Genomic DNA, 24,479 nt, shown 5'->3' with positions numbered 1-24,479 from the left:
GGCAATTCAATTTCGGCAAAAAGGCAGGGACCGATATGATTCTCATTGACAAGCTTTGTTATCAATCCCGTTTACGTCACGCCAATCCCTACATCAAGTTTCTCTTTGCCATGACTTCACTGTGTTTCTGTATCGGAAACCGGTCTGTTATCATGGCCGTGATCCTCTTGTTTGTTATGGGAAGCATGACTGTTTTGAAAGGGGGACTTTCCCCCTTTCTTTATCTGCGCCTTCTTTCTCTTCCTCTGGTATTCCTTCTGACAGGGGTCCTGGCCGTCCTTTTGGATCTGTCCTCTGTGCCTTCCGGACGTTTTTCCATCCCTCTGGGAAGTATCTATCTGGTCATCCGGGACAGTCAGATCCAGATGGCGCTCCGACTGTTTTTTACCGCTCTTTCCTGTACCTCCTGCCTCTACTTCCTTTCCCTCACCACTCCCATCCCCGACCTTCTTCACGTACTGAGGACGTTTCATATTCCTTCCTTTCTTCTGGATCTGATGTTTTTAACTTATCGCTACATCTTTATTCTGCTTTCCCTGGCTTCCACCATTTCCATTGCCCAGCAGTCCCGCCTGGGAAACCGCACGCTTCGGCTGTCCAGAAACTCTTTTGTCAAACTGCTCGGCAGTCTTTTTGTTTTGTCCATCCGGAAATCCTCCGGCAATTTTGACGCCATGGAATCCCGTGGCTACAGCGGTTCTCTTACGCTGCTTCCCCCTTTGATCCACCACCGAAAGAAGGACTGGATCCTGCTGGGGATCTTTGAAATCATATTATTAATCTGGACCGTTTTGATCCGGTCAGGGAGGTTATCATGAGCAATCTACTGTTAGAAGCTGATCATCTGTTTTTTTCTTACGAGGGAGAATCTGCCTTTGCTTTAAACGATCTCTCCCTGAAGATCCCGAAGGGCAAAAAAATCGCCTGTATGGGTTCCAATGGTTCCGGAAAATCCACGTTCTTTCTCTGCTGCAACGGGATCCGAAGGCCTCAGAAGGGACGCCTCCTGTTCGACGGCCGCCCTTTCGACTACTCAAAAAAAGGGCTTCTCCAGTTGCGCAGACAGACCGGAATCGTTTTTCAGGATCCGGATACCCAGCTATTTTCCTCCAGCGTTTTTCAGGAAATTGCTTTTGGTCCCCTGAATCTGGGCGAGGCTCCTGAAGTGGTAAGAAAAAAAACAGAGGAGATCATGGAGCGTCTCGGCCTTTCTTCTTTTGCAGACAAGCCGGTCCACGCCCTCAGCGGCGGGCAGAAAAAGCTGGTGGCCATCGCCGATATTCTGGTGATGGAGCCCCGGCTCCTTATCCTGGATGAACCGGCTTCTGCTTTAGACCCCTTACATACCGGACTGATCCGTGATATTATACAAGGGATAGCCGATCAGGGAGTTACCATCCTAATGGCCACCCATGACGTAGACTATGCCTATCACTGGGCGGACGAGATCCTTTTGTTTCACGCGGGGAGAATCCTGGAAAAGGGAAGCCCTGCCTCTGTGTTTTCCAACAGGGCATTGCTGAAACAGACCTCTTTAACACAGCCGTCTGTGCTGTCTCTTTTCTTCCGCCTCTGCGAAACCGGTCTTCTTTCTCCTGCGCTCCCTATGCCCAGGACCTTTGAAGACATCACCTGTTATCTGCAGCACTCTGGCCAAATTTGAAAGGAGATCACTATGAATCATACTTCAGCCATTTTAGTTGTCAGCTTTGGAACCAGCTATCCTGACACCAGAAAACGGACGATCCAGGCGATCGAAGAGAAGATCCAGAAAACCTTCCCTCATTTTCCGCTGTATCGTGCGTGGACCAGCCACATGATCCGACAGAAGCTCCTTCATACGACGGGCGAACATATTCCTTCTGTGACAGAAGCCATGGAACAGATGCGCCAGGATGGGATCTCTCATGTATATATTCAGCCCACCCATATTTTAAACGGGGTTGAAAACGATCAGATGAAAGAGGATGCTCTTATGTTTGCTTCCGTTTTTTCGTCTATTTCTTTTGGCGCTCCTCTTCTGACCTCCCAGGGCGACCTGGAGGAGATGGCAGTCATCCTGAAGCATACCTTTCCTACTCTGGCCCCTCATGAAGCTCTCGTATTCATGGGCCACGGAAGCGTACATTTTTCCAATGCTGCCTACGCTGCCTTGAATTTCATTCTGGAGGAGAAAGGATTTGACGGGATTTATGTGGGAACTGTGGAGGCCTATCCAAAGCTTGCCCACATCCTTCCGCGGCTAAAGGCTTCCAGCACCACCCATATCCATCTGTTTCCTCTTATGGTGGTGGCCGGCGATCACGCCACAAATGATATGGCCTCCGACGATCCTGATTCCTGGAAATCCATCCTGCAGACGGAAGGCTTTGACGTGACCTGCCATCTTACGGGACTGGGCGAATTGTTTCCGGTACAGAATCTGTTCCTGGCACACTTACGGGAGATCCTTCCTGAAAATGCATAAGCTTTTTTCCACGCAATACTTTTACAGAAAGTACGGCAGTCTCGACAGCAATGGAAATATTGCTTTTTGAAAATATCCGTTGACAGTCGTCTGCTTCAATAAGATACTATAGATATGCAGCGCCAATCTTTAAAAAAGGAGTAAGAATTATGAGCAAAATCGAAGAAGTACGTCAAGACATGATCCGCGCCATGAAAGCCGGGGACAAGGAAACAAAAGAAACTTTATCACTTCTTTTGTCCGCCCTGAAAAATAAAGCCATCGACAAAAGAGGGGATCTGACTCCCGAAGAGGAAGTACAAGTGATCCTGAAGGAGATCAAGCAGACCAAGGAAACACTGGAACTGACCCCGCCGGACAGAACGGCCATCCTGGAGGAATGCACCAACAGACTGGCTGTGTTAAATGAATATGCCCCCAAAATGATGGATGTGGAGGAGATCCAGGCAGAGATCACCGCCGTTTTGACAGAGCTTGATCTTTCCGCTCCCACTGCCAAGCAAAAGGGGATGATCATGAAGTCTTTGATGCCCCGGGTAAAGGGAAAGGCAGACGGGAAACTGGTCAATGAAGTTCTGGCTTCCTTTCTGGCATAATATCCGGAAACGTGGCATAATATCCGGAAATGATTCTTTGCCAGATCCTCCGGAACTTTTTCTACAGATTTCTGACACGCAAAAAATTTCTGATCGGCATACAATACGCCCGCTGCTTCTCTTTTTCGGAGAAGCAGTGGGCGTATCCTGTCTGTCACTCTATGGTATCGTCTTTCCTCTTTATCTTCTTTTCTCTTTTATCTTCTTTCCTCTTTTTCCGCTAAGGGTTTCTTTTGATATCCAGGCAGCCCCCTGAAATGGCGGCTTTTTTTGCAGCATCTGCAAAAAAACGTCCCCTATTATCCGATGCTGCACTCTATCAGAACCACTCTGCCAGCATCCCCAGAACTCTTCCCAGATCCTCTCTCTCGTTTAAAAATTTGCGGGTGTTCACTCCCTCTTTTACTTCATCGGTAATGATGCCGTCCACGCTGCGAAGAAGGTACTGCTGCAGCTTTTCTCCTGAATTGATGGTCCACACATCTACTTTTTTTCCTGCCTCATGGATCTTTTCCACATTGGATTCCGTAGCCGTCTCCATCTCCAGAAGAAGCCGGTCACAGTTCATTTCTTCCAGATCTCCAAAGGAATAGAAGCATAGGTAACCGGTGTCTGCATCCGGATGTCTGGATTCCAGATAGTTTATCAGTGGATAATTCAGGCAAATAAAGGTACACTGGGAAAGCATCTCCTTCTCTTTTACCAGCTGGTACACCTCTTCCGCCATCCTTTTATCTGCCGTCTTCCCCTTTAGCTCGATATACAGGCGGATCTTTCCCTTGGCAGCGTCCAGTACCTCTTCCAGCGTGGCCACTTCCTGCGGCTCCTTATTCTTCCCTTTGCCCGTATTCCTGATCCGCAGTTCCTTAATCTCTTCCAAGGTCATTTCCTGCGGCGTCCTGTCATCCTGACACAGCCGCATAAAGTCATTGTCATGATTTAAAATATACTGTCCGTCCTTTGTCCGCTGCACGTCGATCTCCGTGGCAAACAGCTTCAACTGTGCGGCTGCCTCAATAGATTCCACCGTATTTTCACTGCTATAGGTCCCTGCGCCCCTGTGTCCGATCAGCTCTACCGTGCTGCTCTTCGGAAAAAATTCATCAAAAAATACTGCTGACAAAACGCTCATGGCCGTTATCCCCGCCGCTCCGACTACTATCGGAATCAGGATCCATTTCCTTTTTTTCTTTTTTTCCGGTACCTGAAAGGCTATTTCGGGACTTACATGCTCCTGGTACAGCATTGTCATCGTCAGGAAAAACACGATCGGAAATAGAATGCCGGCTAAAGCCAGTACCGCCCCCAGTCCGGCAACAGATTCGATCATAACAAATCTGCGCCAAAAAAGCTCCATCTGCTCAGATCCTGCCACCTCCAAAAGGATCAAAAACACGATTACAAAGCCTGCTCCCAGCCATAAAGTTCCTGACACGATAAGCTTCCCTGCGGCTTTCAGTAATTTCCCCTTTTCTTTTAGGACAAATCTTCTGGATTCTTTCATCGCAAGCGTTACCCTCCGGTTCCCCAGCACCATAAAATGGAAGGTGAAGATGTACAGGATCCCTGCGCAAAACAACACCGCCAAAAGACCGTAGTAAAGTAGTTTCAACCACATCTTGCTCAAAATGAATGACAGGATAAAATCCGGGATCTTAAAGGTACTGGTGAGAGAAATCCCCAGCTTACTCCCCACAAGCGGTCCCAGAAACGACACGTACAGGATCACCAACACTCCCATGGGATGCAGGTAATACCGCAGCTTTGAAAGGGCCTCCCACGCCATTCCCAAAAACTTCTTCTTTCGCTGGTTCAGGATATTGTCGCTCATTAAGATCATAATGTGTATTTCAAAGGAAATATACAAGATCAGCACCACGATCCCTATCGCCGCCAGCGTCCATCCTTCCCAGCTTCGGAACAGATAAGGAATGTCCCCGCTGGTAATGGCCGGCCTTCCTGCCCGCCACAACAAAAGCCCTGCCAGCTGTTTCATTCCCCATACGCATACAGCCAGCAGAAGCTTCGTAACAAACTGGTAAATCAGAAGTTCCCATATCCCTTCCCGATATGCCAGAAGCGTTACCTTGTTATTCTGTTTCTTTTTCCACCACATGTTTCAACCTCTCAAATACTTTTTGCTTTTGATTGTATCACATTCCCACAATTTTTTTAACCTTTTTTTCTCTCTCCCACTATGCCACTATATCTCCTACCATGTCTTCCCGTGTTCTCCTTCTCCATATCTCTCATTTCCCGAAAACAGAAAACTCCCTCATAAACGGGGGAGTTTCCAGTTTGCCTCTATCCTCTTTCCAATTTTTTAAACGTTTCTTTTTCCTGAAGAAATTGCCTTTCCGCCTAAAAGGACACCTCCATTGCCCTCAGACGCCACAGCTTCATCCTTCCATTCCGGTAGCTTCCTTTTACCGTAACGACCGAAGAATCGGCATAATACCTTGTGGTCAGGACCTGCTCTCCATGGTTCAGGTATACTTCCACTGCCGACGTGTCTACCCAGATATCTACATGGGTACACGATTTGATCTTCGTTTTCCTGACAGTCCTTCCCCGTCCCAGATCTCCTGTAAATTTCATGGCAAAGATTCCGGTTTCTTTTTCAAAGGAAAGCTGCAGTTCCTCTTCTATGCTGACTTGAAATCCCTCACTGTCGGGGTTTTCATACAGGATTTCCGCCAGCGTAACTTTTTTTTCTTCTCCGGATTCCATGGCTTCTTCCTGCAGGCGGAGATTTTCATACTCCTTTACCGGTGTCTGGGTCAGTTCTCCCTTTGTGATCCGAAGTTCTCTTGCCATCGTCAGCCCATGCTGCCAGCCTCTGTCTACCGTAGGGTTGGTGTAGGGAATATCCGGCAGTCCCATCCAGCCCAACAGGATCCTGCGGCCGCTTCCATCTTCAAAGGTCTGCGGTGCATAAAAATCAAATCCCATATCCCATTCCCGGAAATTTTTCAGACGGCTTTCCTTCCTGTAGTCGCCTTCTACTGAAAATACGCCGGACTGATATACATTCTGGAACCGGAACTCCTCCTGCTGCAAGCCCTGAGGCGATACGGAAAGAAAGGTGGATCCTTCCAGAAAAAACAGATCCGGACATTCCCACATATAACCGGAGAGAGAGGGATCTGTCAGGATATGGATCCGTTCCCACCGTTTCAGGTCCTTGGAAGAAAATAATAGCACCTCTCCCGTCCCTTCTTTGGTCCGTCCTCCCTGTACCATATAGTAAGTATCCGCTTCCTTCCAGACCTTAGGATCTCTTACATGGCAGCTGTACCTGTTTCCGTAGTCCGCATTACGCATAACGCACTCTTTTCCCTCAACGCTGCGGCCGTCCCTGGAAACAGCGTGAATGGTGTTTGCTTCACGTCCTCTCAGGATGTAATCAAAATCTCCCGGCTGCTTTACGTTTCCCGTATAAAACAAATGCATCACATCCTGCTCCACAAAGGCACAGCCGGAATACGCCCCATCCGTTTCCCAGGGCGTATCCGCCTCTACCCCGATTCCCAGAAACTGCCAGTTCAAAAGATCCCGGCTGACATAATGTCCCCATCTGCTAAGCCCATTGTTTGCACTTTCCGGACAGTACTGAAAAAACACATGGTACTCTCCCTGATACCAGCAAAGCCCGTTGGGGTCATTCATCCAGCCTACGGGAGGCATCAGATGAAATCCCAGTCTCCAGTTATCTTCCTTCGATAAAATCTTCTCCATACTCTATGGTTCCTTCCTTTTTCAGGCAGATCTGTCCGTAGCTGTCCCCATTGGTAAGAATGACCGGCGTTGCCAGAGACAGTCCCTTTTCCCTGATGGCATCCATATCAAATTCCAGAAGAAGATCCCCTCTTTTGATTCGATCCCCATCCTTTACATGTGCGGTAAAAGGTTCTCCTTTCAGATCCACTGTGTTGATCCCCACATGAATCAGGATCTCTGCTCCCTTATCGCTGACAAGTCCGATGGCGTGTCTGGTGTCAAATACGGTTGCAACCTCTCCGTCACAGGGCGCCACCACCTTTCCTTCCGTGGGGATCACCGCTGCTCCCTGTCCCAGTACACCGGAGGCAAACGTTTCATCCGGCACTTCGCTCAAGGGAATCGCCTGTCCCTTCAAAGGACTTCCCAGGATTTCCGCCGTATCTGTCTCCGGCAATCCTGCGTTCTCTTCCTCCACTGCCTCTGCTTCTTCTATTCCTGCTTTCTGTGTTTCCGGTTCCTCTTTCGTTTCTTTTGTGTTTTCCTTGCCGCTTTCCTGTCCTTCCGGCACTTCTTTATAGAGGAACCAGGAAAGGAGGAAGGATACACCTGCTGCGATCAGCATCGTCAGCAGATACGCCACCAGAAAGTCTGTGGTGATCAGTACTCCGAAAATTCCGGTGATCCCATAAGAAGTGGCTTTTACACGCATCATGGATGCAAACAGAGCGCCTACGCCTCCTCCGATACAGCCTGCAACAAATGGTTTCATAAACCGGAGATTGACTCCAAAGATCGCCGGCTCCGTAATCCCCAAAAAGGCAGACAGAGATGCCGGAAGCGCCATTGCTTTTGTCTTTTTATTTTTCGTCTTTAATGCCAAAGCCAGGGCGGCTCCTCCCTGCGCCACATTCGCTGCCGTAGCGATGGGCATCCAGATATTAAATCCCGTTGCGCTAAGAAGTCCCGCTTCCAGCGCATTATACATATGGTGCACGCCTGCCACTACCGTAATGGCATAAACGGCTCCGCAGATCAGTCCTCCGATCCCGTAGGGCAATGTGATCAACTGTTGGATCGCAGAAAGCACTCCGTTTTCCAGTACAGAAAACACCGGTCCGAAAATCGTCAGGGTGCAGTATCCTGTTACCAGAACCGTTACCAGCGGGGTTACAAAGAGATCAAACATTTCCGGAACGATCTTATGCAGCCTCTTTTCCAAAAAGCACATGAACCATACGGCGATCACCACCGGGATCACATGTCCCTGGTATCCTACCAGATGGATGTCATACAGTCCGAACCAGGCCTCTGCAGAGGGAAGGGTTTTTTCCGAAACAGCTACCCAAGCGTTCATCAGATCCGGATGGATCATGATCATCCCGATAACGGCTCCCAGATAGATATTTCCTCCAAAGGCTCTGGCTGCGCTGACAGCGATCAGGATCGGCAGAAATACAAACGCCGCATTGCTGAACAGATGGATGATGGTATAGGTTCCGGACTCTGTCATGGCCGGAAATACCTTTGCCAGCCCTTCCAGCAGTCCCATCAAAAGTCCGCTGGCCACAATAGCCGGAATGATGGGAACGAAAATATCTCCCAATGCCTTGACGGCTCTCTGCAGAGGATTCTGATTTTTGGCCGCCGCCTTCTTGACCTCTTCCTTGGTCACTTCTCCCAGATCCGCCAGTTGGGCAAATTCTGCATATACCTTATTGACTACTCCCGTTCCAAAGATCACCTGCAGTTGCCCGGATGCAAAGAAAACACCCTTAACTCCTTCCAGATTTTCTATGGCATCCTTGTCACACTTGTCATTGTCCACGATGACAAGCCGCAGCCTCGTGGCACAATGTGCGCCTGAAACCAGATTCTCCTTCCCTCCGATCAGCTTGTACACCTGCTGTGCCGTCTTCTTATAATCCATACTTCTTCCACCCTTTCCCTTCCGAATCACATCGTTTGCTCCTATGAACGCCTATATGTGAGAACGATTTCACATTTGTCTTTATCATACGGAGTTTCCCGTCGTTTGTAAATCCGCAATAGTGCCAATTTCTTCCTTTCTTTTTTGTGTATTTTTTCCAAAACAATCCGTCCTTTCTCTTTCTGTTCTGTCGTTCCCCCTCCTTCCTGTTTCCGTTTCAAACTGCCGGATCTCTCCATCCCATCGGATGCTGCAAAGCAAACGACGGTGCCGTCTCCTTTCCTGAGATTACACCGCCGTTTCTGTCAGCACCCTTGTCTGTGCTGTTTCTTTCTTTTTTCTTTTCTCTCTGTTTCTGTTTCCTTCTCCGCCAAAGTCTGCTGTTGCCTTTTCATCCCTGCTCGGAAAGGATCAGGTGGTTTCCGCCTGAATGATACGATACCCCATCTTCTTTTGGACGATCTTCGGCATTTCCTCCTCTATCGCCTCTATCAGGAGTTCTGCCGCCCGGCTTCCGCTTTCTTCGTAGTGAAATTCTACCGTCGTAAGTCTGGGAGTAAGCAGCCGGCTGATTTCTGAATACCCGAATCCTACCACCCTGACGTCCTGCGGGATACGCTTTCCCGCCTCTTTCAGATACTTCATAGCCCCTACCGCTATGGTATCCGTAGCGCAAAACAATGCGTCCACCTGTCCTGCTTTCAGGATGTCTCTTGCTCCCTCATAACCGGTTTCCATCCGAAACGGTCCCGTCTTCTGCAGTCTGTCCCCGCAGACAAGCCCCGCCTCCTTCAGCGCCTCTAAAAACCCCTTTTTTCTCCGGGTCCCTACTGCCTCATCCTGGATATCCACTCCGATATAGCCCCATTGTCTACCGCCCTGCCGGATTCCCAGGGCGGTGAGGTCGTGCGCCGCACCTTCCTCATCCTGATAGACGCAGCTATGAGAAGACAGTTTCTGCGCCAGTACCACCACCGGTACCTTGGATGCTTTCATCAGCTTCTTATGCGCTCCGGTGAAGATGGTTCCCAAAAGAATGATCCCGTCCACCTGATTTTCCTGAAATACCTGCAGATAATTCAGTTCTTTTTTTTCATCATTTTCCGTCACTGCCAACAGCAGCCGATAGCCCTTTTCCGAAAGGGTTCTGCTGATACCGGAAACCATTCTTGCGATACTGTCTGAATTGATCTTCGGAATGATCACCCCCACCAGCTTTGTTTTCTTGGTACGCAGTACCTGGGCGTGGGAAGAGGGAGTATACCCGGTTTCCCGGATCACCTTTTGCACCCTCTCTCGCTTTTCCTCGCTGATGTATCCCTGATTGAGATATCTGGATACCGTCGCCCTGGACACTCCTGCCAATTTTGCAATCTCATTGATGTTCATATGATCTACCGTCTATTTCTCCTGGGATTCTGTTGTCTGCGAATCCTTCTGTCCTTCCGTCTTCATCTTTACGCTCATCTTGCTTAGCTTGATCTTCTTCCATACCTTTTTGTTTTCTTTGATCTTGGCAGCCTTTGTCCACTCTTCGATTTTAGATTGATAAAGTTCGTTTTTTCTTTCTTCTACAATGGCTCCCTTTTTCGTATTGGTCGCCTCCTGGTCAAACAGGCTGGTGACCTTTGCCACATAAAGGCCTCCTTCTGTTTCTATCAGAGAAGTGATTCCTCCCTCCGGAAGCTGATCTGCCGCCTCTACCACTTCTTTGGCCGGCTGTTCTCCCGTCTTGTCAAATGTCAGCGGCACCGTTTCATATCCGTTTTCCGCCGCGTATGCCTGCAGATCAAAATCCGTCGTATCCTGCGGGATCCCTGCCGCAAAGGCTTCCGCCGATTTCTTGACAGTCTGCTTTTCTTCCTCCGACAGATTTTTTACTTTTCCGGAGCCATCGGTGGTCTGGTAGGAAAACTTTACATATTCCATTTTTTTCTGTGCCGCTTCCTCATCGGATACGTTGGTATCCGCCTCTTTCTGGATCGCCTCTGCCATCTTGTTTTGCAGAGCCAGCATCGTCAGCACCCTCTCCACCGTCTTCTTGCTGCCGGATACCTTCTTTTTTTCTTTGGCTCCGTTTGCCTTGTCAAATTTTTTTGCCTGCGCTTTGATCACCTGTTTTTCCGCATCGGTCAGCTCCACGCCGTATTCTTTTGCATGCTCCTCCAAAAGTACCATCGTTTCCAGCTCTTTCAGTACGGAAGCCTTTACCGTTTCTTCGTAGGTCTTTCCCTTTTCTGCCTTGGTAGTCCAAAGCTGATCTCCCAGATAAGCGCCATAATAAGCCTCGTACTGTGCCTGGACATATCTGACATAAAAATTTGCCACATCCGCCGTCACCTTAGTGTCGTTGACCGTTACTACCACTTCGTTTTCTTTCATGCCGCATCCTGTCAGGGAAGCGCAAAATAACGCTCCTGCCAGAAGGATGCCCCCGATTTTTCTTTTCATTGGTTTTCCCCCTGATGTTATTTGATCCCTGCCGGGTCTGTTCTGCCCGTAAAAACAGTATGGTATCAGTATAGCTTTTTTCTAAGCTTCAAGCAATCCTTTCATCTCATTTAACACTTTTTTCAATAGTTCTACCGGCTGCTCTTCTTCTGCCGCCCGGTTCCTTCTTCGATAGATCAGACGGCTTCCCTTCCCATCTGTCTTAAACTGCAGATCTCCCCGGAAGGTTTCCAAAAATCCCGGTATTTTCTCCACCTGAAACCGCGCCTTCTGATACAGGAGAAAGTGGTAGGCATCTCCCTTTTGTTCAATGGCGGTTACATAGACCTCCTTTGCCATCCCCTTTAAAACTGCCACCTCCAGGAGCGTTTCCACCTTTTTGGGAAGATCGCCGTAGCGGTCTGCCAGCTCATCGATCATTTCCTCTTTTTCTTCTGTATTCTCAATGGATGCGATCCTTTTATAAAGCTCCAGCTTCTGCCCTGTATCCTCTACATAGGTATCCGGAATATAGGCGTCTACGGCCACATCCAGCGTTACCTGGAACGTCTCTGCCTCTCCCGTTCCCTTTTGCTCCTGCACTGCCAGGTTCAGCATCTTACAATACAGATCGTATCCCACCGCCTCCATATGACCATGCTGGGCAGCTCCCAAAAGGTTGCCTGCTCCACGGATCTCCAGATCCCGCATGGCGATCTTGAACCCGGCTCCCAGCTGCGTAAATTCCCGGATGGCTGCCAGGCGTTTCTCCGCCACCTCTTTTAGCAGCTTGTCTCTCCGGTACAGAAGAAAGGCATACGCCATGCGGCTGGACCTTCCTACCCTTCCCCGCAGCTGGTAAAGCTGAGAAAGCCCCAGCTGATCGGCGTCGTGGATGATCATGGTATTTACGTTGGGGATGTCTAGTCCTGTCTCGATAATGGTGGTAGATACCAGAACATCGATTTCCCGGTTGACGAAGCTGTACATGATCTTTTCCAGCTTATGCTCCGGCATCCTTCCGTGGGCGTAAGCCACACGAACGTCCGGCGCCAGCTTCTGGATCCTGGCAGCCACAGATGCGATCTGTTCGATCCGGTTATATACATAATAGACCTGCCCGTTTCTCTGGCACTCTCTCTCCACTGCCTCCCGAATCAACTCTTCGTTGTATTCCATCACATAGGTCTGGATGGGCAGACGTTCTCCCGGGGCCTCTTCCAGCACGCTCATATCCCGGATCCCGATCAGGCTCATGTGAAGGGTTCTGGGAATGGGGGTGGCCGTCAGTGTCAGGACATCCACATTTTTCTTCATCTGTTTGATCTTTTCCTTGTGCCGTACTCCAAATCTCTGTTCTTCATCCACGATCATCAGACCCAGATTTTTAAACGTCATATCGTCGCTCAGTACCCGGTGGGTTCCCACTACAATGTCTACCAGGCCTTTTTTCACGTCTTCCGCTGTCTTTTTCTGCTGGGCAGGGGTTCTGAACCGGCACATCAGATCCACCCTTACCGGAAAATTTTTCATCCGCTGGACAAAGTTGTTATAATGCTGCTGCGCCAGGATGGTGGTAGGCACCAGGTAGACCACCTGCCGATTTTCCTGTACGGCTTTAAAGGCTGCCCGAATGGCGATCTCCGTCTTTCCGTACCCCACGTCGCCGCAGATCAACCGGTCCATGATCTTCCTGCTTTGCATATCTTCTTTCACTGCCTGAATGGCCGCCAGCTGATCCTGAGTTTCCTCATAGGGAAACAATTCTTCAAACTCTTTTTGCCAGACAGTGTCCTCCCCGTAAACGAAGCCTTCCTCCTGCTGCCTCTGTGCGTACAGCTGCACCAGTTCTTTTGCGATCTCAGCCACCGCCCCCTTTACCCTGGTCTTCGTCTTTTCCCATTCCCTCGTTCCCAGTGTATTCAGCTTCGGCGTCTTGGCGTCCGCACCGGCATATTTCTGAAGCAGATCCAGCTGCGTCACAGGAATATAGAGGTTGCCGCCCTGCGCGTAGGCAATCTTCAAGTAGTCCCTGGAAATTTTTTCCACCTCTATCTTTTCGATCCCCCGGTAGATCCCAAGCCCATGATTTTCATGAACCACATAATCCCCCACGTGCAGATCCAAAAAGTTTAACCGGGGCTTTCCCTCCTGTTTCTTTTGCTTGCGCTTTTGCTTCTTCCCAAAGATATCCGACTCCGTCACCACGGCAAGACGGATCTTGGGATATTCATAACCGGACGCCACATACCCGCAGGTAACCATCAGTTCTCCCGGATTTACGTTTCTTTCGATATCCTCTGTATAAAAGCTGTTGATCTGATAATCCCTCAGATCCTCTGCCAGACGCTTCGCCCTGGTCCTGGATACGGAAAAGAGGATACTTCTGTATCCTTCCCGCTTCCATCTTTTCAGGTCTCTGGTAAGGGCGTCAAAGCTTCCGTTGTAGGACGTAACTCCCACAGCTTGGAGACTGCAGCTTTCTTTTCTGTGAAAGCCCTTGCACCGTCTCTCCAACGCCGCAAAGCCCACCATGGAAAACCGGTTCATCTGCCGGACCACTTCGTTTGCTCCATATAGCAGCAGCTCTTCTTCCATCTCGACTCCTGCTTCTTTCCGCCTTTTTGCAGCTTCCAAAAACTCCTGCTGGATCAGTTCTCCTTTTTCCAACAGGCGGATGGGATCATCCAGAAACAAACAGGTTTCTTCCGGAGAAAAATATTGTAAAAAAGAAACTTTTTTATAGTCTTTATCCGGTGTTTCCGTGGCAGATCCGATCTCGGCTTCCTTCAAACGTTCCAGAGAACGCTGGCTTTCCGTATCAAAGGTACGGATGCAATCCACCTCGTCCCCCCACAGCTCTATCCGGACGGGGTCTGCCATAGTCAGAGGAAATACATCCAGGATCCCTCCCCGGATCGCAAACTGTCCCAGCGTATCCACCTGGGCGGCACGTTCATAGCCAAGCCCTGACAGTCTGGTTTCTACCTCTTCCAAAAGGAGGCTTTCCCCTTCTCTGATCCGGATCACCTGCTGCTTCATCTCTTCCAGGGGAGCCAGGCCGTCCATAAACCCGTCAAAGGTCAGGATCACCGTCATGCCCTCCCTGTTCCCTAATTTTTGCAGAACCTCCATCCTTTCCCTGGTCAGTTCTTTGCTTCTGACATCTGCATGGTGAAACAGAAAATCCTTTGCCGGATACAGATAGACCTCCCTGTCCAGCGACCGGTATTCTTCATAGATCTCTTTTGCTCTGTCCTCACCGGAACAAGCGATGACTTTATAGAGAAAGCCATCGCCCATTTTATACATCATATGTGTTTTCTGTGACCGGACACAACCGGAAACATACAGCATTCCCGGCTTCTTTTTTGTCTGCTGCCAGACTTCCTCCAGCTGTGTCAGTTCTGCCAAAGGTTCCGTCAACGCTTTCATTCGGATACCTCTTCTGCTTTTCCTTTTCTGTTGAACAGATTCATAGCCGACTCCATCTCTCCTGCTACGATCTTTTCTGTCGCTGCCGCCGCTGCTTCATATCCCTCACACATTTTCTCTTTTTCCTGTCGGGAAAACCTTCCCAACACATAGTCTGCCAGATCATAGGCCGGCGGCTTTTTCCCCACCCCCACCTTTACCCGGGGGAAGGTCTGCGTGCCAAGATGTGCAATGATGCTTTTGATCCCGTTATGACCGCCTGCACTTCCTTTTTTCCGGATCCGGATCTTTCCCGGTTCCAGACTGACATCGTCGTAGATGATCAACACCTGATCTTCTTCCACCTTATAGTAATCTTTGAGTTTTCGGATGCTTTCCCCGCTCAGGTTCATGAAGGTCTGCGGTTTTACCAGCAGAACCCTCTGCCCTGCGATCCGGCCCTTTCCTACAAAAGCCCTGCCTTCTCTTTCCGCCACGGAAATCTGATGTGCCTCCGCCAGTTTTTCTATCACCTCAAACCCTGCATTATGACGCGTTCCGTCGTATTTTTCTCCCGGATTTCCCAATCCTGCAATGATCCACATCTATCTTCCCTGTTATCCTTCCACGATCAAATAGCGGCCTCCCGACAAGGGGAAAATCTCCGCTGCCTCTTCCAGTTCTTCATTCGTCATCCCGTCTACGTCCATGCCCTCTTCTGACAGGATCTCCCGAACCTCCTGAATGTTCCCTGCGATCAGGGCCATACAGTCCTCCAGGAAAGTCTCCGCCTCCTCCGGTGTTTCCGCTACCGGCTCGTCAAACAACTGTCCCTGGTCTCTTAAAAATACTGCTATGCATTCTTCATCATATTGATACATGTTCCATTCCTCCACCTGTAAATTGTAATATGTCTTTTGGATGGTCTACCAGAGTGATTGCCCCGCATTTTTCCAGTTCCTGCCGGCTTCTGAATCCCCACGTTGCCGTAAGCGTCTCCACCTGTGCGTTTCTTCCGGTATGGATATCCACTTCAGAGTCTCCGATATACAGACACGCCTCCTTCTCTACGCCAAAGTGCTCCAGCAGCAGGCTGATCCCCTCAGGGCTTGGCTTTCTTTCCATCGTTTCCTTCTGTCCCCATACTTTTTGGAACAGTCCCTCCGGAAACAATTTTTTCATGACTTTTTTTGCCTGCCTGTCCGGTTTATTGGTCAGAACTGCCAGCCGGATCCCCTGTCTGTGCAGCGTCTGCACCACATCCATCATTCCCTCATACACCTCTGCATGATAATCGCAATTCTCATCAAAAATTTTTTCATATATTTGCATCGCCTCCGGAAGTCTTTTGGACGCTCCTTCCCGGGAGGCTTCCAACGCAAGCTCCAGCAGCTTCTTTGCTCCATTTCCCACAAATTCCCGGCACTGCTCTCTCGTAATGGCGGGAAGCTCCATCGCCTTTAGGGTCTCCTCCACCGAATAGGCCAGAGAATCCAAGGTGTTTGCCAGGGTTCCATCCAGATCAAAGATACATAATTTTTTCAAGTTCGTCACCTCCACTTTGGTATCATAGTACGGAACCGTGAAAAAATCAAGGAAACAGATCCCTGTGATTTTGTATTGCTGCAGACAGATACCCTTCTGTATTGCCCGGATCCGCATCCTCTCCTGCAGCGTATCGCCTGTTCCTCATCAGGATTCTCCCTTTTTCTCCCATTTCTGGATCAGGTTGGAAATTTCCGTTTCCATTTTTGCCAGATCCTTATTGGCCATTCCTCTGGATTCTGTCGCCACCTCCAACAGGCGTCCTGCCGCCCGTATCACTCTTTCCCAGGCAGCCTTCGCCTTTAATCCGGCCGGCTTTTCCTTTTGTTTCCGCAGCATACTGCCTTCTCTGACAATCTCATTGGTCCTCAGATCCAGACTTCCTCCGGAGTAAGGTGCATAGGTGGGATACCCGAAAGTTTCCTCCACAGCCTGTGCAAATTCTTCTGTTACGGTGTCTTCTCCATGAACCACAATGACTCTTTGAACTTCCGTCTGAAAGCCGGACAGCCAGTCCAGCAGCCCCTCTTTGTCTGCATGTCCGCTAATTCCCTTCAGGGATTCGATCTTGGCCCGTACCATGACAGGCTCTCCAAACAGCTTTACCTCCTTGATCCCTTCTAACAGCCTTCTGCCCAGAGTTTCTGCCGCCTGATATCCCACAAAGCAGACGGTACACTCCTCTCTCCAAAGATTATGCTTCAGATGATGACGGATCCTTCCTGCCTCGCACATCCCGGAGGCAGACAGAATCACCTTGGGTCTTCTGTCGTTGTTAATGGCAATAGAGTCCTCCGTAGTCACCGACAATTTCAGCCCCGGAAATGTCAATGGATTGATCCCTGCTTCCACCAGCTGCAAGGCTTCCGTATCAAAGCAGGATTTTACATTCTTATGAAACACATTCGTTGCTTCCACTGCCAGAGGACTGTCTACGAACACCTCAAAGTCCGGAAGTTCCGGAACCATCCCTCTGTTTTTGATCTCCCGGATAAAATACAGGATCTCCTGCATCCTGCCCACTGCAAAAGAAGGAATGACCACATTCCCCTTTTTCGCAAAGGTTTCCCGCAAAATCCTGGCAAATTCTTCTACGTAATCCGGCCGGTCTTCCCCGTGCAGACGATTACCGTAGGTGGATTCTATCACCACATAATCTGCCTCTGCCACCTTTGTGGGATCCTTAATGATCGGCTGATTTTTGTTTCCGACATCTCCCGAAAAAACGATCTTTTTGGTCACCTCTTCCTCCGTGATCCACACCTCGATACAGGAAGATCCCAGCAGATGCCCCATATCCTGAAAGCGGATCTCGATTCCTTCACAAAGGCGGATCCTGTCCCCATACTCACAGGGAGACAGACAGTCGATGGCCGCCATCGCATCCGTCATGGTATAAAGAGGTTCAAAATGTTCTCCTCCGCTTCTTTTCGCTTTCCGGTTCCTCCAGCCGGCTTCAAATTCCTGGATGTGCGCGCTGTCCTTCAGCATGATCCTGCACAGATCTGCCGTAGCAAAGGTTGTAACGACTTCTCCCTGAAATCCCTGCTTGCATTGCAGGGGAATCAAACCGGAGTGATCAATATGTGCATGAGTCAAAAGAATGTAATCAATATCTTTTGATTCTATGGGAAGCGACTGGTTTTCATAAATATCCGGTCCCTGTTCCATCCCGCAGTCGATCAGGATATTTTTTCCGCACGCTTCCAGATAATGGCAGCTTCCCGTCACCTCATGTGCCGCCCCTATACATGTCAACTTCATATACATACCTCCTTGTCGCTTTTTCATTCCCCGGAATCCCTCGGAATCGCTCTGCTCTTCCGGGGCTGAATGCGCTCGCCAAAGTCCGAAGAAATTCGGACCTTGGCTCGTCGCTTTTACAAATAAAGCCGAATGTATGCATCCTACACACATTCGGCTTTCCTTTTGTATTATGATCTATGACTTTTTAAAGAAATCCGGAATCTTAATGGACTGTTCTTTTACCTTACTGGAAGGTGCCTTTGGCGTTTCCAGAGTAGGCATGGTGCCGCCGGTTCTGGCAGGCGCTGCCGGTCTCTCTGCTGCAGAAGCCCTGGAAACGGGAGATGCCTGTCTGTCATACCCGGAAAGTCCGACTCCTGAAGGACGGGACACTCCTGCATTTCTCGTGCTGTCCAAACGGGATTTTAATTTGTTGGTGCTTCCTCCCACGTTATGCAGCCCGGTAGCGATCACTGTAATGGTCGCTTCATCTGCTCTGGAGTCGTCGTACATAGCACCAAAGATGATGTTTGCATCCTCTCCCGCCAACTCCTGCACATACTCAGCCGCATCGGAAGCATCCATCAGGGTAATATCTCCGGATACGTTGATGATCACATGGGAAGCTCCTGCGATAGTCGTCTCAAGCAGCGGGCTTGCTACTGCCTGCTTTACTGCCTCCAGCGCCTTGTCGTCGCCGCGTCCCTGTCCGATACCGATATGGGCGATACCCTTATCCGTCATAACAGTCTGAACGTCAGCAAAGTCCAGATTGATCAGGGACGGAACATTGATCAGGTCCGTGATACCCTGAATACCCTGCTGCAGTACTTCGTCTGCCTTCTTCAGAGCCTCCGGCATCGTCGTCCTTCTGTCTACCACTTCCAGAAGCTTGTCATTTGGGATCACGATCAGCGTATCCACGCTTTCCTTCAGCTTTTCTATACCGGTCAATGCATTGTTCATACGGGTCTTGGATTCAAAACGGAACGGCTTGGTCACCACTCCTACCGTCAAGGCTCCCTGCTCCTTTGCGATCCTTGCTACTACCGGCGTCGCACCGGTACCGGTACCTCCGCCCATACCACAGGTCACAAACACCATGTCGGCTCCCTTTAACGCTGCAGCAACTTCTTCCGCACTTTCCTCTGCTGCCTTTTCTCCGATCTCCGGTCTCGCTCCTGCTCCCAGCCCCTTTGTGATCTTGTCTCCGATCTGCATCAGGGTAGGCGCCTTGCACAGCTGAAGCGCCTGTTTATCTGTATTGATGGCTATAAATTCCACGCCGACGATCTGTTCGGCAATCATTCGGTTTACTGCGTTATTTCCGCCGCCGCCAACTCCGACCACTATGATCTTTGCTGCCGCTTCGGATTCGTTTGTTTTAATCTCCAGCAAGGGTTTGTCCTCCTTTATCTTCCTCATTCATATTATACATCCCATACATAAAACAATACATTTCTTGAATTGCTATATATGTTCTATCATATCGGCTTTTTTTGAAAATTTCAATAGAAATCCTTTATTTTTCTTGTTTTATTCTGTATTTTTCACTTCTTCCGGAAGCTCTCCGATACGAAATGTAATAATTTTACTGTTCTTTTCGTAATTTTCCAAATGCAGAGTTCCCGACTGGTCTCCAAGCTTCTCCAGGATCGGCGGAATTTGCGCGATCTGCTCGGCTGTGGCCGACGATCCCAGCTGCACCCAGACCGTTCCCAAAAGCAGGGAGATCCGGTTATCTTCTCCTTTGATCTTCTGCGGATAAAGCTCCCGTTCCTTCATCTCTCCGGACACCTGCAGCATTTTTTCAAAAAGCTGATCCTTGTCTGTTTTGACCTTTTCATAGAGTTTCATCTCTTTCCATTCCACTCCTTCAAAAACAGGTACCTTCTCTATCTGCTTTGCGTCCTGATGGATGAGATATCCGTCCCCGTCAAAATAATCATACCCGTCTTTTCCTTCTCTGTATCCATAAATGGGCTTTTCTTTGACTTTCACCTGCAGGATCCACGGTCGCCGGATCCGGACTTCCATTTTTTCCAGACAGGGAATCTTCTCTCCTTTTCCCGCCATGTACTTTACCCACACATAAACCGTGTTAAAAGAATATTTATCTTTCTTTATCAACTGCACAATTTCTTCTTTGGAAGAATATTCGTTTCCTTCCACCTCGATCGCCTGTGTGTGGAAAAGGATCAGAAAGCTGAGGACGATGATAGCCAGTCCCAAAAGCAGTACCAAAGCTCCATACAGGCGGTATCTCTTTTTCTTTGTCTTTTGTTCCTTGATCTGTCCCATACTCTTCCCTTTCTACAAAGCCCGCACCAGTTCTTTAAACGTTTCTCCTCTCGCCTCATAGTTTGGAAACATGTCCCAGCTTGCACAGGCCGGCGACAGCAGGACCGCATCTCCTTCCTGCGCCAGATCGGCTGCAAGAGCTACCGCCTCCTGGAAGGTATCCGCAAACACATACTCAAAAAATCCACACGCTTCCGCTTCTTTTGCAATCTTTTCTTTGGTATCTCCCACCAGTACCAGCTTTCTTACTTTTCCCTGGAAGCTCTCGATCCACTCTTTGTAATGGGAGTCCTTGTCATATCCTCCTCCGATCAGCACGGTAGGCCGGTTCATAGCCTGGATCCCCTTGATTGCCGCATCCGGATTGGTTCCCTTGGAATCGTTATAATAAGCCACCTTATGCTTTTCTGCCACATACTCGATCCGGTGCTCCACACCGCCAAAGGCCAGCACCGCTTTTTTCACCGTCTCCTTTGGAACCCCATAGGCGATGGCCATTCCGACTGCCGCCATCACATTCTCATAATTGTGTGTGCCCAGTATCTGCAGATCTTTCGTATCGCAAAAGGCTTCCTGTCCCACAAAAATCTTTCCGTCTTTCAGATAGATCCCGTCTTCCAGCACTCTCCGGCTGGAAAAGAAAACGACTCTGGCCGGGATTTTTTCCGCCAGATTTCGGGTATAGGGATCCTCATAATTTAAAATGCAGGTGTCCTCCGCCCTTTGATTTCGTGTAATGGCAGCTTTCGCCTCCCAGTATGCCTCCATCGTATGATGACGGTTCAGATGATCCGGCGTCACATTCAGGATCGCGCTGACTCTGGGGCGGAAGGTCTCTATGGTCTCCAGCTGAAAACTGCTGACCTCTGCTACCGTGACGGAGTTTTCCGTCATTTGTTCCGCTACGGAGGTGTAGGGATTTCCTATGTTTCCCACCACAAATACCTCTCTCTGAAAGCCCTTCATGATCTCTCCCAGAAGCGCCGTGGTAGTGGTCTTTCCGTTGGTTCCCGTGATCGCCAGCACATCTCCTTTTGCAAATCGGTATGCCAGTTCCACTTCCCCCAGGATGCTTTTTCCGGAGGCCTTCAGCTCTTCCACCAGCGGACTGTCTAAGGGTACTCCCGGACTTAGAATAACAGAATCTATCCCGTCTTTTACCTCCTTTGGCAGCTTTCCGCTATAGATCTGCACAAGCTCCCTGTGCTTCAGTCTCTCCAGAAGTTTTTCCTCTTCTACCTGTTTTTCATCGTACAACACTACTTTTATCTGGTTCTCACTGAGCAGATCCGCCGCTGCAATCCCGCTTAGTCCCGTTCCAAATACCAGTGCCTTCTTCCCGGTAAATTTCATGTTCTCATCTCCTTACACTGCCAAAAATCCGATGATGCAAAGCAGGATCGTCAGGATCCCAAAAACGGCTACCACTCTGGTCTCCGACCATCCGCACAGCTCAAAATGATGGTGAATGGGAGCCATTTTAAAAATTCTCTTTCCGCCTGTTTTTTTAAAGTAAGTTACCTGTATCATCACAGACAGCACTTCCACCAGATAGATCAGGCCTATGATCACGATAAATACCGGCATCTGAAGCATATAAGCCGACGCCGCCACAAATCCTCCCAGCGCCAGGGATCCGGTATCTCCCATAAAGACCTTGGCCGGATAAACGTTGTAGAGCAAAAATCCAAGAAGAGCCCCCAGCACTGCTGACGTGACCGGCTCTATCCCTCCGGAAAGCCAGAGGCTTGTCATCGTAAAAAATCCTGCCACCACTGCCGTCACAGTAGAAGCCAGACCATCCAGTCCGTCTGTAAAGTTCACTCCGTTCACCGTGCCGATCACCGCAAAAAACATAAGCGGGATCGCCAGCCAGCCGATATCCAGCAGGGTGTCTTTTAAAAACGGGATCCGCATTGCCAAAGACACGTCGGTAAACCGGATCATATAGAAAGCAAATATGCCCGTCACTCCTATCTGCAAAGCCATTTTCTGCTTGGGCAGCAAACCGTCGGGATCCTTTTTTACAACCTTCAGGTAATCGTCCCAAAATCCGATCAGGCCAAAGCCCAGCGTCACAAACAGGACAGGGATCACGTGAGGAAATTCCCTGACATAGAAAAGAGAGACCAGTGTAATGCTAAGCAGGAAGATCACTCCGCCCATCGTGGGGGTTCCCGCTTTTTTCAAATGTGCCTGCACTCCTTCTTCCCGCTCCGTCTGTCCCATTTTCATTTTCTGTAGCACCGGTATGATCACAGGTCCCAAAATGGCACTTACCACAAATCCTGCCAGAATCGGCAGCCATACTTTTTCGTTCATAATCCTATCCTCTCTGCGTACTTTGCTGAGTATCTTATTGTTTTCTTTATGGCTGTGTACTGCCGGTCTGCGTGGCAGAACCGTTCGCATCTGCCGCCTGTCCCTGGGTTTCCGCCACTTTTTCCACTCCCAGGTAAGGAAGTATCTCCGCCATAATATCTGCCGACAGACGGGTTGCGTAACTGCTGACTGCCTGATTTCCCACATTGGGCTCGTCGATCACCACATAGATCACCACCTCCGGATTCTCCTGAGGCACATATCCTATAAAAGATACCAGATATTTCCCGTTATTTCTTGGCAGCTTTTCTGCCGTACCGGTCTTTCCTCCAATATCGTATCCTTCTACTTTCGCAGACTTCCCGGTTCCTTCTTCCACCACTCCCAGCAGCTGATCCTTGATCACTTCACAGGTTTCTTTGGAAATGATCTTTTTGGCAATCACAGGTTCCTTATTTTCTGTCACGTTCCCCTGTTCATCCTGAATCTGCTTTACCAGATGAGGCTTATAATAGTCGCCTCCGTTGATCAGTGCGCTGAAGGATGCCGCCATCTGTGTCATGGTCACGTTAAAATTCTGCCCAAATGCATTCGTCGCAAGACTGGCCGGATCCATATTTTCGGGCGTATAGAGCAGTCCTTTTGTTTCTCCTTCCCCCGGAAGATCCACTCCCGTATACTCTCCAAATCCAAACAGCCTCTGATATTTGCAGAATGCCTCCGCCCCCATGGCGGCTCCGATCTGCATCAGGCCTACATTACAGGAATTTTCCATCACCTGCTTTAGCGTCTGCGTACCATGCGCCGTCTTGTCATAACAGTAAATATCATGATCTCCTACATGTAGCATAGATCCGCAGTAAAGTGTTTCTTCCCCTGATAAAACCCCGGTTTCCAGGGCTGCTGCCATGGTAAAGGGCTTGAACGTAGATCCCGGTTCATAAGTGGCGCTGACACAAAAATTATTCCAAAGTTCGTTGAGCACCTTGTTTTTTTCCTCATCCGACATCTCTTTCTGCTTTTCCTCGCTGTAATACCTGCTTAGGTCGGACGGGTGGTTCAGATCGTAATTGGGATAAGAAGCTTCTGCCAGAATTTCTCCGTTTTGTGGATTCATCACAAGTACAGCCGTCGTCTTGCTTCCTTCTCCCTCTGTCGCTTCATTTTTATGTGCTTCATTAAACGCAAGGATGTGTTTCTCTACGATGCTTTGTACCTGAAGGTCTATGGTGGTAACCAGCGTGCTTCCATTTTCCGCTTCTTTTACCGACCGCTGCAGCGTCTCATCTTTTCCCTGATATCCATATTCCCTGCCATCGGTTCCGTTCAGGATCCCGTTATAGGAAGCTTCCAGGCCGGTACTTCCCTGATTTCCGTCTGATACAAATCCGATCACATCCGATGCTAACGTATTATAAGGATACGTTCTTGCATAATTTTCTTCCAGCCAGACTCCCTGCAGGTTCAGGGAATGTTCTCCGTCTTCTTTCTTCTTTTCAAAGGTTTCAGCCGTGGCATAATCCACACCTTTTTTCAGAATGGTATAGCGCAGCTTTGGATTTTCTTCCATCAGCGTCTTGACTTCCTGCCGGGAGATCCCAAAGCACTCTTCCAGCACACTCAGCGTTTCCTCCAGAGACTTCTCCGTCTTTTTTGCTTCCACGATGTCCAGCGCCACGTTGTATACTTTTTCGCTGGTAGCCAAAACGGTACCGCCTCGATCCAGGATATCTCCTCTCTTAAATGGGATCACACGGCCTCCATACTCCTGCTGATCCAGGACTTTTCTGGTATATTCATCCTTGTATCTGCCTGCTTCCCACATAATATATCCCGCCAAACAGGCAAAAACTCCTGCTACCAGGAGTATTAGAACGATCAGCTTTCGCTGCATCACTGTAGAAGCTTTTCGGTTAAAAAAGTTGCGTCTCTTTCTTGCCATAGAACTCTCCCCACTGTTTCGCTGGCAGAAGATTGCTATGCTTCCACTGCCGGGGCTATCTTTTTA

Annotated in this window: 19 protein-coding genes; 4 read left to right on the top strand and 15 right to left on the bottom strand. The window is 49.3% G+C overall.

The window, feature by feature from the left end; genetic code table 11:
- Positions 1 to 35 precede the first annotated feature (35 nt).
- The 4 genes from cbiQ (at position 36) to FYJ34_RS09690 (ending at position 3,063) form a co-directional block, all read left to right on the top strand.
- Complete coding sequence (cbiQ, locus tag FYJ34_RS09700) at positions 36 to 818, top strand: cobalt ECF transporter T component CbiQ (RefSeq protein ID WP_154478229.1); 783 nt, start codon at positions 36 to 38, stop codon at positions 816 to 818.
- Complete coding sequence (locus tag FYJ34_RS13210; protein WP_235899434.1) at positions 815 to 1,663, top strand: energy-coupling factor ABC transporter ATP-binding protein; 849 nt, start codon at positions 815 to 817, stop codon at positions 1,661 to 1,663. Before cbiQ ends, FYJ34_RS13210 begins: the two co-directional genes overlap by 4 nt.
- Before the next feature lie 12 nt (positions 1,664 to 1,675).
- Entirely contained in the window at positions 1,676 to 2,467 is a 792-nt protein-coding gene (locus tag FYJ34_RS13205) for a sirohydrochlorin cobaltochelatase (RefSeq protein WP_235899433.1), read from the top strand.
- Positions 2,468 to 2,616: 149 nt separating this feature from the next.
- Entirely contained in the window at positions 2,617 to 3,063 is a 447-nt protein-coding gene (locus FYJ34_RS09690) for a GatB/YqeY domain-containing protein (protein ID WP_154478227.1), read from the top strand.
- A gap of 319 nt (positions 3,064 to 3,382) precedes the next feature.
- Here FYJ34_RS09690 and FYJ34_RS09685 read toward each other — a convergent pair whose 3' ends face one another.
- From FYJ34_RS09685 to FYJ34_RS09615, 15 genes are all read right to left on the bottom strand, one after another.
- A complete protein-coding gene (locus FYJ34_RS09685; protein ID WP_154478226.1) occupies positions 3,383 to 5,179 on the bottom strand; it encodes a glycerophosphodiester phosphodiesterase family protein in 1,797 nt (598 codons plus the stop codon).
- Positions 5,180 to 5,424: 245 nt separating this feature from the next.
- Positions 5,425 to 6,801: a glycoside hydrolase family 32 protein gene (locus FYJ34_RS09680; RefSeq protein ID WP_154478224.1), complete on the bottom strand. Its 1,377-nt coding sequence runs from the start codon at positions 6,799 to 6,801 to the stop codon at positions 5,425 to 5,427.
- Positions 6,773 to 8,743: a PTS sucrose transporter subunit IIABC gene (locus FYJ34_RS09675; protein WP_330582577.1), complete on the bottom strand. Its 1,971-nt coding sequence runs from the start codon at positions 8,741 to 8,743 to the stop codon at positions 6,773 to 6,775. Before FYJ34_RS09675 ends, FYJ34_RS09680 begins: the two co-directional genes overlap by 29 nt.
- 381 nt (positions 8,744 to 9,124) lie before the next feature.
- Positions 9,125 to 10,102, bottom strand: coding sequence for a LacI family DNA-binding transcriptional regulator (locus FYJ34_RS09670; protein ID WP_154478222.1), 978 nt, complete (start codon positions 10,100 to 10,102; stop codon positions 9,125 to 9,127).
- Positions 10,103 to 10,114: 12 nt separating this feature from the next.
- Positions 10,115 to 11,164, bottom strand: coding sequence for a peptidyl-prolyl cis-trans isomerase (locus tag FYJ34_RS09665; protein ID WP_154478220.1), 1,050 nt, complete (start codon positions 11,162 to 11,164; stop codon positions 10,115 to 10,117).
- Positions 11,165 to 11,245: 81 nt separating this feature from the next.
- The gene (gene mfd, locus FYJ34_RS09660; RefSeq protein WP_154478218.1) at positions 11,246 to 14,578 is read right to left on the bottom strand and encodes a transcription-repair coupling factor; all 3,333 of its coding nucleotides are present in this window, start codon (positions 14,576 to 14,578) and stop codon (positions 11,246 to 11,248) included.
- Positions 14,575 to 15,162, bottom strand: a complete 588-nt coding sequence (gene pth, locus FYJ34_RS09655) for an aminoacyl-tRNA hydrolase (RefSeq protein WP_154478216.1) — start codon at positions 15,160 to 15,162, stop codon at positions 14,575 to 14,577. The genes mfd and pth overlap by 4 nt, the downstream gene beginning before the upstream one ends.
- A 12-nt stretch (positions 15,163 to 15,174) precedes the next feature.
- A complete protein-coding gene (locus FYJ34_RS09650) occupies positions 15,175 to 15,438 on the bottom strand; it encodes a glyoxalase (protein WP_154478214.1) in 264 nt (87 codons plus the stop codon).
- The gene (locus tag FYJ34_RS09645) at positions 15,425 to 16,111 is read right to left on the bottom strand and encodes an HAD family hydrolase (RefSeq protein WP_334296368.1); all 687 of its coding nucleotides are present in this window, start codon (positions 16,109 to 16,111) and stop codon (positions 15,425 to 15,427) included. The genes FYJ34_RS09650 and FYJ34_RS09645 overlap by 14 nt, the downstream gene beginning before the upstream one ends.
- A gap of 138 nt (positions 16,112 to 16,249) precedes the next feature.
- Positions 16,250 to 17,866: an MBL fold metallo-hydrolase RNA specificity domain-containing protein gene (locus tag FYJ34_RS09640; RefSeq protein WP_154478211.1), complete on the bottom strand. Its 1,617-nt coding sequence runs from the start codon at positions 17,864 to 17,866 to the stop codon at positions 16,250 to 16,252.
- A gap of 177 nt (positions 17,867 to 18,043) precedes the next feature.
- Entirely contained in the window at positions 18,044 to 19,246 is a 1,203-nt protein-coding gene (gene ftsZ, locus FYJ34_RS09635; RefSeq protein WP_154478210.1) for a cell division protein FtsZ, read from the bottom strand.
- A gap of 138 nt (positions 19,247 to 19,384) precedes the next feature.
- Complete coding sequence (locus FYJ34_RS09630; RefSeq protein WP_154478208.1) at positions 19,385 to 20,149, bottom strand: cell division protein FtsQ/DivIB; 765 nt, start codon at positions 20,147 to 20,149, stop codon at positions 19,385 to 19,387.
- A gap of 12 nt (positions 20,150 to 20,161) precedes the next feature.
- A complete protein-coding gene (gene murD / locus FYJ34_RS09625) occupies positions 20,162 to 21,502 on the bottom strand; it encodes a UDP-N-acetylmuramoyl-L-alanine--D-glutamate ligase (protein WP_154478206.1) in 1,341 nt (446 codons plus the stop codon).
- A gap of 12 nt (positions 21,503 to 21,514) precedes the next feature.
- The gene (gene mraY, locus FYJ34_RS09620; protein ID WP_154478204.1) at positions 21,515 to 22,471 is read right to left on the bottom strand and encodes a phospho-N-acetylmuramoyl-pentapeptide-transferase; all 957 of its coding nucleotides are present in this window, start codon (positions 22,469 to 22,471) and stop codon (positions 21,515 to 21,517) included.
- 46 nt (positions 22,472 to 22,517) lie between these two features.
- Positions 22,518 to 24,413, bottom strand: a complete 1,896-nt coding sequence (locus FYJ34_RS09615; protein WP_154478202.1) for a peptidoglycan D,D-transpeptidase FtsI family protein — start codon at positions 24,411 to 24,413, stop codon at positions 22,518 to 22,520.
- Positions 24,414 to 24,479 lie beyond the last annotated feature (66 nt).

Origin of the sequence: Suipraeoptans intestinalis, assembly GCF_009696485.1 — a bacterium.
Taxonomy (GTDB): domain Bacteria; phylum Bacillota; class Clostridia; order Lachnospirales; family Lachnospiraceae; genus Suipraeoptans; species Suipraeoptans intestinalis.
This window is presented reverse-complemented; position numbering and strand designations above follow the sequence as displayed.